We start from the raw sequence: 12,082 nt of genomic DNA, 5'->3' as shown, positions 1-12,082 counted from the left end.
GCTGGTTACTGTTGTATCAATTCCACTGAAACGATTTCATCACCTACCTCAATGCGATGCACCACCTCCATTCCTGAAACCACTTCGGCAAAAATAGTGTAGCGGCCATCCAGGTGAGGCGTGGGGGAGTGGGTTATAAACCATTGTGTGCCCTCGGTGTCCTTACCCGCAGATGCCATTCCAACCGAGCCCTCTTTATACTTGCGCGTTGAAAATTCCGACCGAATCGAATAATCTTCGCTGCCCCAGCCATCGCCCCTGTTGCAGCCACCCTGAATAACAAAATTCGGGACTACCCGATGAAAGTTTTTTCCGTTGAAATATCCAGTTGAGGAAAGATGAACAAAGTTTGCTACCGAACCCGGTGCCTCCTCTACCAGCAACTGAATAACAATATCCCCTTTGGGTGTTTTGATGATAGCCTGCTGACGGCTGGGAATAGTCTTCACTAACGTCCAATCAATGGGGTGGTTAAATTCATTCTTAACTTCTATTGGATTTTCCCGTCCTTCAAAATAAGCTATGGCTCTCTCAAGAGGCTGCAACGCTTCATTGTCTTTCGGCAGGCTTAATTTTTGTTTCGCCTCATATAAAAATTGATAATCGGAAATTACATTTTTGTAGTTCAGCACAGGATCCACAAGCGCTGTAGCAATGGTTCCGATTACCGCTGCATCATTGCCCCGTAATGCTTTTTGGTAGAGTTCAAGAAACCTCGACTGCATGGATTTTTCAAAAAGCTTGTGCTTGTTCATTCCAATAAGTGAGCTGGCTGCAGATGAACGAATAACAGGAGTGCTTGCCGTAAGCATTTGTTCTCCCACAAACATGTAGTTTGCAGGAGTGTGTCGTAACGCTGTAATCAAAGCCGCCTTTTCATATGGATTTTCCGAAAGCCGAACCATTTGAACAATCTCTTCCGCCAATTCATTATGGTTCGTGGCTGACAATGCGGCATCAAATAAATTCGCCCTGACACGCCAATGGGTAAGTTGCCTGGCCTTTTCAACCAAGGGAGCGCATGCTTGTGGCTTTGCAACCTGAACGGCAACCTCTGATGCAGCAATGGCTACATTAATGTTTTCATCGGCAAGAGCATTAAATAATGTCGTACTAGTTTCATCAAAAGGAAAAGACTGCATGGCGCGAACCGCATTAACACGAATTCGGTAGTCACCATCATGCTCAATGATTTGCTTTAATTTTTGCAGCACCGGTTTTGATTTTATTTTCCGCAAGGCTTGCACAACTGCCATGCGAACAAAAACAGACGAATCATTTTCAGCGCATCTTAGCAAGTCATTTTCAGCCTCATCAATGGCTATCGGGCAGCGATTAAAAAAGTGTGCTGCTGCAAGTCGGGTATCATCACTGTTGGCCAAATCCAAAAACCCGATTGCATAAGTAATATGCATTGGCTCCGCCAAGCCCCGAAGGGTCAGCCGATACAACGCCCACGGATTTTCAATGACATTGCCTGCTACATTTTTTGAAGCTGTTTTGCCCAATGCCTCCTGAAACTCAGCATAGGGCAGGTTTGCTTTTGACAAAAGGCTGAAAGCTTTTGAGCCTCCTGTTTGCCCCAATGCGAATGCAGCGGCTTTTTGTACCGATGAATCCAGGTCATATAAAAGCCTGCCAAGCGCCTCAACAGCGGAGGTATCCTGGAGGGAGCCATACGCCAATGCGGCAGCCCTTCGATAAGCCGCAACCTTATGGTCAAAAAATTGAAGCAGGCTATCTGAAAACCTACGGTCTTGGAAATCGGCTATGCGGAGCAGGGTTTCATCGGAAAACAAATTGTTTTCAGGCTTGCTCTTCGAACATGACAGGAGCAACAAGCCTGCAGCAACTACGAGAACATAGCGCAGCATGTGAGCAATAATAGAATAGAAGGTAATGTTGAGGCTTTTGCTATTACGTCCTCAAATTCAATGCCCGTTAGTTTTATAGAGTAAAGCAATAAGCGAACTTCCTTGGCATGTACTCGCCCATCCACTTCCGACATTTTGTAAAGCAACGCCAAGGCTTTTAATTTTTCTTCATCGGTACATGCATTCAAGCTGTCAATGCCTTCTTTATAAATTTCCCGCTCCTTTTTGGTTGCTATGTCATGCTCGAACTTTTTAAAGATCGCCAGATCGATATTTTCCCTTTCCTTAATCTTCGCTAATGCAATTTTTTCATTCTCATCAACAACCCCATCTGCACTTATCAGTAAATGAACCAGGTGAAGTAAACCCAGTTGATAGTTTGTAGTCATAGGCCAGAATCTTTCTTTGTTAAATATAAAGTAATTTTCTGTTGTATTACAGGTCAGGAAAAAACCTGAAACACAAGTAAGGCAGAAACATAAGCCAGTACCGTCATGTACACCACCTGAACCATGGGCCACTTCCAGCCTTTGGTTTCGCGGTACACCACGGCAAGGGTGCTCATGCACTGCATGGCGAAAGTATAGAATACCAACAAAGAAAACCCTACCGCTGGTGTATAACGCGGGCCACCAGTATCGGGATTTATCTCTGCACGCATACGGCTTTTAATGGTGGTTTGGTCTTCCTCGCTTCCTATGCTGTAAATAGTGGCCATGGTGCCCACAAAAACTTCACGGGCGGCAAAAGATGTTACCAACGCTATCCCGATTTTCCAGTCATAACCCAATGGACTGATTATGGGCTCGATGGATTTGCCTAACAAGCCCGCATATGAATGTTCAAGCTTGTAAGCAGCAATGCGGTCTTCAAGCCCTTGTTCGGTTAATCGTAAGTTTTCAGCTTCACGAAGCACATAATCCTCAGCTTTCTCGATATGATCTCCGGGGCCATAACTGGCCAAAACCCAAAGCACTACGGCTATAGCCAAAATTATTTTACCGGCTTCGAACACAAACGCCTTTGTCTTGTCAACAATCGTATACCCAACATTCGACCACTTCGGCCAACGATAGGTGGGCATTTCCATAATCAGGTAACTTCTTTCATTTACCCTGATGAGGAATTTTATGACAACTGCTGAAATGAGCGCTGCCGCGAAACCAAGCAAATACAAACCCATAAGCACCAACCCTTGCAGGTTGAAAAAATGCCACACCATTTTGTCAGGAACAATAAGTGCAATAAGAATGGTAAACACCGGCAGCCTTGCCGAACAACTCATTAGCGGGGTAACTAAAATGGTGATGGTCCTCTCCTTCCAATTATCAATGGTACGGGTAGCCATAATGGCCGGAATGGCGCAGGCCACACCTGATATAAGCGGTACTACACTTTTCCCGTTCAGGCCAAACTTACGCATGATCTTATCCATCAAAAAAACCACCCGGGCCATATAACCTGATTCTTCCAGTATTGATATGAATGCAAACAATATGGCGATTTGCGGAATGAAGATGGCGATTCCGCCCAAGCCAGGAACAACACCCTGGGCCAACATGCTGGTTAATGGCCCTGCAGGCAGCACTTCATTTAAGTAATTGCTAAGGGAAGCGAACAACCCATCAATAAAATCCATGGGCACGGTTGCCCAGGCAAATATGGATTGAAAAATAAGAAAGAGCACACCGAAAAATATTGCATACCCCCAAATACGGTGCGTCAATATCCTGTCAACGCGGGTTGACTGTCGGGTAACATTTTCGTTCGCCCGTTCAAGTGTAACTTCATCCAGTAAATTTTGAATAAAACCATAACGTTGAACCGTTTCTGCGCCATGGAATTTACCCGGAAAAAATTTATGCTTCTCTTTAACGGTGTTGATCAGCGCCAGATCTTCGGGCGTTAAAAAACTTAAGGATGTTGGTTGCTGCAGGAATTGATATGCTTCATAATCATTGTCAATACCCATAGCCTGGCGCAATTCCGCTACACCCATTTTGGCTTCATCAAACAACGGAAAAATTTCCTTTGCTGCGGGTTGAGCAACCTGGCTCAAAACTTTTTTCAGCTGATCGACACCCACGCCTGTTCGGGCATTAATTGGCACCACCGGTATGCCCAGCTTTTCCGACAGCACCATTAAGTTATAGCTGCTGCCTGCTTTGGCCACCAGGTCCATCATGTTCATGGCCAGTACCGTTGGTAAACCCAAATCAATAATTTGTGTTACCAGCAACAGACTTCTCTTCAGGTTGGTAGCATCCACGATGACAACCACCACATCGGGGCAATCGGGTGATTTATGGTGAAGCAATATTTCCGATACAATTTGTTCATCAAGGCTGCGTGGATATAAACTATAAATGCCGGGCAGGTCAATAAATTGGGCCATTGTATTATGGGGCATTTTTGAAAAGCCCGTCCGCTTTTCCACGGTTACGCCCGGAAAATTTCCCGTTTTTTGGTTCAGTCCGGTGAGGATGTTAAAGAGTGAGGATTTGCCTGAATTGGGGTTGCCCACCAATGCTATTTTCAACTGCTTGTCTGGCATCAGTTCAGGATTGAAATGGTGGAGGCCTCCTCTAAACGAAGGGACAATTCGTAACCTGAAACACTAATGCAAACCGGGTCGCCTAACGGAGCACTGAAATTGAACCGGATTGTAGCGCCTGGCAAACAGCCCATTTCCATAAGTTTTACGGAAAGTATATCGTCTTGCAGATCAGCGATAATCGCCACCTCCCCTGGTTTCATCTGGGCCACACTGCGCCTGCCATTCGCCATTTTTCTTATTTAGATTTATTTTAAACAAAGATATGCTCAAAAACAAGCTGTTGCAATGATTGTTGTCAGGTTGTTTAGATTTGATTATGAATCGTTCAAAGCCGCAAAACCCAAAAAAGAAACCCAAGGCACGGAAGAAAAAGGCAGAAAAACCTGAGGAGGAAACCGACAACCCATTTGATTTTGGTGGCTTGCCCCAACGCGACTTAAAGAAAAATTTAGGGTGCGGTTAATATTCCTGCAGGGGCTTAAAAAGTTGCAATAACCTTTCGTCATTACCTTCACGGATAAGCCGCTGTCTTGCTTTAACATCAATTGAATAAAAAATCGGGCTTGGTAATTTCGCGCTACCCATGCGTGAATTTCTTCCTCCTACCGAACCACCAACAATGTCTTCCAGCGCAAGGTTGAGCAACCGCTCATTAATATCGCCCAGCGGAAGCAATACAAGCTCGTTATCCTTATCGGCAATGTCGGGCTTGAAGCCCGTTGAATAGTCTGACTGATCAAGGCTGTTGTACGACCTTACAACAATCGGCTGCATGCCCCATTTGTTTTTTCTGTTGTTGTCATCGGTTATGGTAATCGACCCCATGTTTTTACCAACAGTGGTATCGCCAACAATTTTTACTTCCATAAAAGGCTTAAGTCCATTAATCAGCAACTCGCTTGCAGAAGCCGTGCGCGAACCCGTAAGAACATAAACCTTTGCAAGCTGGGCGCCAATGTTTTGAGGCTTTGAAATAAATTTTGAAACCAGGAAACCCGGTCCGAGGGAAGGCTCTTTAATGATTGCATCCTCCACCTGGTCGTTGTATTCCCGCTTTGTAAAAATACTGTTGGTATCAACGTTCTTGCCAATCAAACTGGCCAGGTTTATCGTGGCTGATTCTGAGCCCCCACTATTGAAGCGTAAATCAATAATCAAATCTGATACCCCTTCCGACTTAAAAGTGTTGAAGACCTGATCCATCTCGTTATTGAAACTTTGACTTGTGCCTGAAGGACCATTGGCAAAGAAGTTATAGATGTAATACCCAATTTTTTTGCTTTCGATAGTGTAAACTGTATGAAAGAAATTAGGGTTCTCGGAAAACTCCACGGTGGTGAGCGAAAGATTACCTTTATCCTGAAACGATGTGCCGTTATGCCTTTTGTAAGCGATGGTATGGTTCTCACCTAGTTGTTGAAGTACCGACCGGTAATTGTTCAACGTTAACTGTGTGCCGTTAATCTTTTCAATAATATCACCTCTAAGCAAATCAACCATAGAAGCCGGAGAACCTGGCTTAACGTACATGACCTGCATGAACACATCATTGGTTCCTTGCTTTCTGTACAGTTTGTATTCATAGCCGGCCTCTTTGGTAATACCCTGTAAAGATTTTATGAGCTCCTCATAGTCATCTTGTATCCAGGAAAACCGATCTTCTGATGAAAGCAGGGATTCAAAAAAATCGGGAGGGTCAAGGTTTCGGTTTGGGTTGGCCGGAATTTGAGCGTTCCAATAATACCAGAATTCCATGTTATCATAAATCCACCGGTTTACATACGCTTTACTTGCTTCAGCCGGGTCGTTGTCTTTGCAAGCTTGTAGTACAAGCAGCGCTAGAAGGATAAATCCTGAAAAAAGAAAATTACGCATACTCACTAAACTTTTCATGCTTCACTAAACGATTCGATTTTATAAACCCATATACAATGGCTGCATAAAATGTAACCTACATACTCTCTGCTATGAAAACCCGCTTAACCCGTTCGCTGGTATTGGTAAGGATTTCATACGGAATGGTATTAATGCTGGTGGCCAGTTCCTCCACGGGTAAGTCCTTTCCAAAAATAATTACCTCATCGCCTTCCCGGGCGGTAGTGCCGGTAACGTCAATCATGGTCATGTCCATACAAACATTTCCAACCACCGGGGCGCGCTTACCCTGCACCAATACTTTGCCCACCCCACGACTAAATGCACGGCTAAACCCATCGGCATACCCAATGGCAATGGTGGCTAATTTCATTTCTTTATCAGCAACACCTCTTCGTCCATAGCCAACGCTTTCTCCCTTTTTAATGTTTTTAATCTGCGAAATAATTGTTTTTAAAGCGAGAACTGGTTTTAACTTACCTTCCTGTCCAACCGTTGGGTCTACTCCGTACAAGCCAATACCCAATCGCACCATGTTTAATTGCCACTCAGGAAAGCGCATGATGCCCGGTGTGTTCAATAAGTGTAGTAAGGGGGAAATCGAAAGGCTTTCTTCGATTTTCTTTACCATCGTTTTAAAGCGATTGTGCTGCTGGTGCGAAAAGGCATCATGTGCGGCATCGTCCGAACCCGCCAGGTGACTGAAAACAGAGTTCACCTTGATGAACTTATTTTTACTTAGTACCTCAATTAGGTTATCCAGGTCATCTTCGTCAAAACCCAGCCGATGCATGCCGGTATCTAATTTCAAGTGCATCCCAATTGGGCGCCCCTGAAGAAATTCTATCAGCTCATTCAGGATTTTGGTGCTATAGATTTCCGGCTCCAGGTTATACTGAAGCATCGATTGAAACCCTTCCGGTGACGGGTTCATAACCATTATGGGCATGGTAATGTTGTTCAGCCTTAGTTCAACGCCTTCATCAGCATAAGCCACACCCAGGTAGTCAACATTGTGGAACTGCAGGACATTGGCGACTTCAACACTTCCGCTGCCGTATGCAAAAGCTTTAACCATTACCATAAGTTTTGTTTCGGGCTTAATGCGCGATCGGAAGAAATTCAGGTTATCAACCAGGGCGTTCAGGTTAACTTCCATTATTGTTCCGTGCACCTTTCGCTCCAGTCGCTTGACAATTTTCTCGAACGAAAAAGCACGGGCTCCCTTCACCAAAATCACTTGCTGTTGAAAGTGACGTGTTTCAATGTGGCTTAGAAATTCTTCGGTGGTGGTGAAAAAAATAGATCTCACCTGAAAAAAATGCTGGTACTTCGATAATACCGGGCCTATACCAATAAATTGATCCACACGATCTACCTGAACCAGGTCGGCAATTCGCTTTACTAACGTTTCATCGGCCAGCCCCGACTGAAGAATATCTGATAAAATAACTACTCTGCCATTTTTCTGATTTTGGTTTTTTAAAAAATCAAGGCTCATTTGAAGCCCCGCCAGATCATTGTTATACGAGTCGTCAATTACCTGGCATTGATTAATGCCTGGTTTTAGTTCAAGCCTCATGGGTACCGATCGTAACAACTGAATCCGTTGCTGTATAGTCGCGTTATCGTACTGCAGTACAAGCATAATGGCCACACAGTGCGATGCATTTTCAATGGAGGCAGCATCGGTAAATGGAAAATGAACACGTAATTCCCTTGTGCCATACTTAAATGAGTAAGCCGTGTTATGCCTGGTAACAATGATGTTCGCAGAAGATGTACGGCCCCAGGGAATAGCATTGATTTTTTTTGCTTTAACTGCCTGATCAATTTCTTCGTGATCAGCACAATATATAAGCTGCTGAGCGTGACTGAATAATGTTAGTTTCTCTTCAATTTTCTCCTTGACATTACTAAAATTTTCGTCATGTGCCGAGCCTATATTCGTAAATACACCTATGGTAGGTTTTATGATGCGCTCCAGTTTTTCCATCTCCCCTGGCTTTGAAATGCCTGCCTCGAAAATGCCAAGCTGATGGTGGGATTGCATTTGCCAAACTGAAAGCGGCACGCCAAGTTGCGAATTAAAACTTCCCGGGCTTTTGATAATGTTGTACTCTGCGCCAAGCAATTGAAAGAGCCATTCCTTCATGATTGTTTTTCCATTGCTTCCGGTGATACCTATAACCGGGGTTGAAAACTGTGCCCTATGGTGTGCCACAATCAACTGTAAAGCACCTAAAGATGACGACACCTGTAATGCATTGGCTTGCGGAAAATTTCGCCAGGGGTAGTTTCGCTCTACAATGAATTGCCTTACGCCCAGCTGGTATAATTGTCTGATGTAATCGTGTCCGTCATGTCGTTCTCCGGTTATTGCAACAAACAACGATCCCTCATGGAGTACCGGCTTTCGACTGTCGGTCAACAAATAGCTGATTGTTCTGTCCTCACTCAGGTTTACCACCTGGCCACCGGTTATAGAAGGCAACTCCAGGAAATTCATAATCAGAATAATCGGGCTCCATTTGGTACTGCCCGCTCAATACTACTCAAAACCACTCTACCTTCCTCATCCGGAAAACCAGTTACCAGCACTTCAGACATGAAATTACCGATCTGTTTAGGTGGAAAATTAACCACACAAATTACCTGTTTGCCAATGAGGTCCTCTGCTTTGTAAAGTGCAGTAACCTGTGCGCTCGATTGCTTCACGCCTAATGCACCCAAATCGACCCACAGCCTAAATGCCGGTTTTCGGGCTTGTGGAAATTCCTCAGCCCTAACGATGGTGCCAGCCCGTAAATCTACTTTTTCAAAGTCCTGCCAATTAATTGCCATAAGCGCTAAAAATAGGGGTTCAAATCAAGCTTTCTATCTATTAAAACCCAAGATTTGTCTAATTATCCCACCGGATACCAAACGAAATTTCTACCTTTCTCGAAACAAGAATCTAAAGTTTTGCGTTTGAACAAGACCGGGATATGAAAATCAGTAAAAACCTAGCCGCATTCCTATTTCTGTTGGGCATTTTTTGCTCAGCTGCTGCCTTTGGCCAGGATGATCGTTTACCGGATTTAGACGCTGGAAATGGAACAAAGGAACACCGTTTTGACCCTGCTACTGATGTTTTGCCCGAAACCGACTTAAAAGTCAGCAAGCCCATAGTTGCCCAGCGAGATTCAGTTTCTACTAAACCCTCAATAAAAAAAGCTGAAGGCAGGACCAAACCAGATGAGAATAGCTCAGTTCTCTCCTTCAACTTCCTCTACTACCTGTTAGAGCGTTTCAAGCTCTCCGATATTGTCGACTAATTCTTACTGCTCAGATCCTCCCTTCTTTTTATTATTAATGTTTTATATTTGCAACTTTGTTGCATATAGTTTTTGATTCGATTAGGTACCATATTGTTGCTGATGGGTTTTTCACAACTGGTATTAAGCCAGGAAAGCTGCATGTTAAAACTAGCGGGCATAGTACGCGACAGCGAAGGAAATGCCCTGCCCGGAGCAACAGTTTTATTGAATGGTAATGGAGGTGTTACTGATGCACAAGGATTTTTTTCGTTTAAAAATGTTTGCTCTGGCTCACATACACTTTTGGTAAAATTTGTTGGCTTCCTGCCTTACGAATCGAAGATTGAACTGAGCAAAGACCTTCAGGTTTCCATTACCCTTCGCGAAGAAGTAACCGAGTTAAGAAGCATTGAAATTTCCGGGCAACAAGTTTCATCAACAGTTACGAATACTTCTGCCATGCTTACCACCCACGATCTCGATCACCAACATGGAAAATCACTTGGCGAAAGCCTTAAAACACTGGCAGGGGTAAATGCACTGCAGGTAGGTCCTGCCATTTTTAAACCGGTTATTCACGGTTTACACAGTCAGCGCATACTCATCCTTAACAACGGCATTCGTCAGGAAGGCCAACAATGGGGCATTGAACATGCTCCTGAAATTGATCCGTTCATTGCTTCTGAAATTACCGTGGTGAAAGGTGCTGAGGCCGTACGCTATGGTGCTGATGCGATTGGAGGGGTTATCATTATCAATCCGCCATCGCTGCATAATAAAGCGCATTCATTTGGCGGTGAAATCAATAGTGGGTTTATGACTAATAGCCGAATGGCCTTTTTATCGGGCATGGTGGAGGGAGAATTAAGCAAAACAAGCCCATGGAGTTGGCGTTTACAGGCAACATCAAAACGCGGTGGTGATTTCAACTCTCCGGGCTATGTTCTATCAAATACTGGTGTTCGTGAAGTTGATTTTTCAGGAAGTATCGGCTATAAAGGAGATGACCGCTCGCTGGAAATTTATACCAGCAGTTTCAACTCAACGATTGGGATTTTGCGTGCAGCGCATTCAGGCAACCTTAATGATCTTCAAACATCTATTGAAAATGGAACGCCATGGTATGTGGCGCCTTTCTCCTACGACATCAACAATCCGAAACAAAAAATACACCACCAGCTTTTAAAAGTACAAGCTTTGCAGAAAATCAAAGGCGTAGGCGAGTTGAGGGTATTGTACGGTGGGCAGTACAATCAACGTAAAGAATTTGATATCCGCAGGGGTGGACGTAGCGACAGGCCTGCCCTGTTCATGAAGTTGTTTTCCAATGTACTGGATGTGTTGCTTGACCACGACCATCCCAAACACTCGGGAAGTATCGGCATTAATGCTTCCTACAAACAAAACATTAACGAAACCGGTGAGACAGGCATCCGTCCGTTAATTCCGGACTACCGGTTGTTTTCATCAGGAATATTTCTTGTCGAAAAAATAAGAAGACAAAACTGGTTGTTTGAAGCTGGGGCCCGGTATGATTACCAGAACCTGAATGTTTTTGCTTTTACGTTTAACAACATACTGGAAAAACCTTCTTTCAATTTTCATTATTTGTCAGGATCATTAGGAACAACATACTACATCAGTCGGCAGGCCAGGTTAAACACACACCTGGGAATTTCTTCACGTCCCCCTCATGTAAGTGAATTGTATAGTGAAGGGCTGCACCACGGAACAGGTGCCATTGAAGAAGGTTTAATGCGTGTAAATGGGCAGTTGATCACCGATCCAACGCAGGTTAAAAAGGAGATGAGCACCAAATGGATCACCTCCTTGCAACTTAGTGGTGAACGATTATCTGCCGATTTTTCAGTTTACATAAACGCTATTAGTAATTATGTTTTCCTAAGGCCGGTTGATTCGCGGTTAACCATTCGGGGCTATTTCCCGGTTTGGCAATATGAGCAGACCGATGCTGTACTTCGCGGTGCAGATGTTTCATTAAACTGGAATGCAACCAAAAAATTAAAATATACTGGCAAGTTTGCCTACCTGTATGGCGAAGATGCAATGCGAAACGATGTGTTGATTTTTATTCCACCCATTTCGCTTGAGCACGGCTTAAGCTATACAACCGATGTTGGTAGACTGAACGATTTCTTTGTGAGCATAAGCATTCCAACCGTACTGAAACAACACCGTGCCCCCATTACGGTTTATCCCAAAGATATCCCTGATTACACAGGCAGCCGTGTATATGATATTTCCCCGGCCCCCGAAGGTTATACACTGGTAAATGTTGAACTTGGAATCAACGTTCCGGTAAAAGAAAATAAACTATCCCTAAGTATTGCTGGTGAAAACCTTGGAAATGTTCGATACCGAAACTACATGAACCGGCTGCGCTACTTTGCTGATGATGTTGGCCGAACTTTCATTCTCCGTTTGAATTACAATTTTCATTCACATAACTAACTAAC

10 protein-coding genes are annotated in these 12,082 nt (G+C 44.1%); 3 read left to right on the top strand and 7 right to left on the bottom strand.

Features of this window, described 5'->3' with window-relative positions; genetic code table 11:
• Nucleotides 1–5: 5 nt before the first annotated feature.
• From KIT51_01205 to KIT51_01190, 4 genes are read right to left on the bottom strand one after another with little or no spacing between them, the layout of a single operon-like run.
• Nucleotides 6–1,874: a peptidylprolyl isomerase gene (locus KIT51_01205; protein UYN86929.1), complete on the bottom strand. Its 1,869-nt coding sequence runs from the start codon at nucleotides 1,872–1,874 to the stop codon at nucleotides 6–8.
• On the bottom strand, nucleotides 1,853–2,263 hold the full coding sequence (locus KIT51_01200; GenBank protein UYN86928.1) for a hypothetical protein: 411 nt from the start codon (nucleotides 2,261–2,263) through the stop codon (nucleotides 1,853–1,855). The genes KIT51_01205 and KIT51_01200 overlap by 22 nt, the downstream gene beginning before the upstream one ends.
• A gap of 53 nt (nucleotides 2,264–2,316) precedes the next feature.
• Nucleotides 2,317–4,428 (bottom strand): ferrous iron transport protein B, encoded by a 2,112-nt coding sequence (feoB, locus tag KIT51_01195; protein UYN86927.1) that lies wholly within the window; start codon nucleotides 4,426–4,428, stop codon nucleotides 2,317–2,319.
• Complete coding sequence (locus KIT51_01190) at nucleotides 4,428–4,661, bottom strand: ferrous iron transport protein A (protein ID UYN86926.1); 234 nt, start codon at nucleotides 4,659–4,661, stop codon at nucleotides 4,428–4,430. Before KIT51_01190 ends, feoB begins: the two co-directional genes overlap by 1 nt.
• A gap of 86 nt (nucleotides 4,662–4,747) precedes the next feature.
• On the opposite strand from KIT51_01190, the gene KIT51_01185 reads away from it, so the two are divergent.
• Nucleotides 4,748–4,894, top strand: a complete 147-nt coding sequence (locus tag KIT51_01185; protein ID UYN86925.1) for a hypothetical protein — start codon at nucleotides 4,748–4,750, stop codon at nucleotides 4,892–4,894.
• Here KIT51_01185 and KIT51_01180 read toward each other — a convergent pair.
• From KIT51_01180 to KIT51_01170, 3 genes are read right to left on the bottom strand one after another with little or no spacing between them, the layout of a single operon-like run.
• Nucleotides 4,891–6,324 (bottom strand): peptidase, encoded by a 1,434-nt coding sequence (locus tag KIT51_01180; GenBank protein ID UYN86924.1) that lies wholly within the window; start codon nucleotides 6,322–6,324, stop codon nucleotides 4,891–4,893. The genes KIT51_01185 and KIT51_01180 overlap by 4 nt on opposite strands.
• 58 nt (nucleotides 6,325–6,382) lie before the next feature.
• Nucleotides 6,383–8,815, bottom strand: coding sequence for a bifunctional UDP-N-acetylmuramoyl-tripeptide:D-alanyl-D-alanine ligase/alanine racemase (locus tag KIT51_01175; protein ID UYN86923.1), 2,433 nt, complete (start codon nucleotides 8,813–8,815; stop codon nucleotides 6,383–6,385).
• A gap of 2 nt (nucleotides 8,816–8,817) precedes the next feature.
• Complete coding sequence (locus tag KIT51_01170; protein ID UYN86922.1) at nucleotides 8,818–9,150, bottom strand: tRNA-binding protein; 333 nt, start codon at nucleotides 9,148–9,150, stop codon at nucleotides 8,818–8,820.
• Between the two features lie 143 nt (nucleotides 9,151–9,293).
• Between KIT51_01170 and KIT51_01165 the strand changes: the two genes are divergently transcribed.
• Nucleotides 9,294–9,623 carry a hypothetical protein gene (locus tag KIT51_01165; protein UYN86921.1) on the top strand — a complete coding sequence of 110 codons (330 nt, stop codon included), beginning with the start codon at nucleotides 9,294–9,296 and terminating at the stop codon, nucleotides 9,621–9,623.
• A gap of 141 nt (nucleotides 9,624–9,764) precedes the next feature.
• Nucleotides 9,765–12,077: a TonB-dependent receptor gene (locus KIT51_01160; protein ID UYN86920.1), complete on the top strand. Its 2,313-nt coding sequence runs from the start codon at nucleotides 9,765–9,767 to the stop codon at nucleotides 12,075–12,077.
• Nucleotides 12,078–12,082 lie beyond the last annotated feature (5 nt).

Source organism: Cyclobacteriaceae bacterium, from assembly GCA_025808415.1.
GTDB lineage: Bacteria > Bacteroidota > Bacteroidia > Cytophagales > Cyclobacteriaceae > UBA2336.
Note: the sequence above shows the minus strand (reverse complement) of the source record. Positions and strands in the feature narration are given on the sequence as shown.

What these genes read in the sequence shown, in the direction of transcription:
- KIT51_01205 (UYN86929.1), bottom strand. Translation starts at nt 1,874, where the DNA reads ATGCTGCGCTATGTTCTCGTAGTTGCTGCAGGCTTGTTGCTCCTGTCA.
- KIT51_01200 (UYN86928.1), bottom strand. Translation starts at nt 2,263, where the DNA reads ATGACTACAAACTATCAACTGGGTTTACTTCACCTGGTTCATTTACTG.
- feoB (UYN86927.1), bottom strand. Translation starts at nt 4,428, where the DNA reads ATGCCAGACAAGCAGTTGAAAATAGCATTGGTGGGCAACCCCAATTCA.
- KIT51_01190 (UYN86926.1), bottom strand. Translation starts at nt 4,661, where the DNA reads ATGGCGAATGGCAGGCGCAGTGTGGCCCAGATGAAACCAGGGGAGGTG.
- KIT51_01185 (UYN86925.1), top strand. Translation starts at nt 4,748, where the DNA reads ATGAATCGTTCAAAGCCGCAAAACCCAAAAAAGAAACCCAAGGCACGG.
- KIT51_01180 (UYN86924.1), bottom strand. Translation starts at nt 6,324, where the DNA reads ATGAAAAGTTTAGTGAGTATGCGTAATTTTCTTTTTTCAGGATTTATC.
- KIT51_01175 (UYN86923.1), bottom strand. Translation starts at nt 8,815, where the DNA reads ATGAATTTCCTGGAGTTGCCTTCTATAACCGGTGGCCAGGTGGTAAAC.
- KIT51_01170 (UYN86922.1), bottom strand. Translation starts at nt 9,150, where the DNA reads ATGGCAATTAATTGGCAGGACTTTGAAAAAGTAGATTTACGGGCTGGC.
- KIT51_01165 (UYN86921.1), top strand. Translation starts at nt 9,294, where the DNA reads ATGAAAATCAGTAAAAACCTAGCCGCATTCCTATTTCTGTTGGGCATT.
- KIT51_01160 (UYN86920.1), top strand. Translation starts at nt 9,765, where the DNA reads ATGTTAAAACTAGCGGGCATAGTACGCGACAGCGAAGGAAATGCCCTG.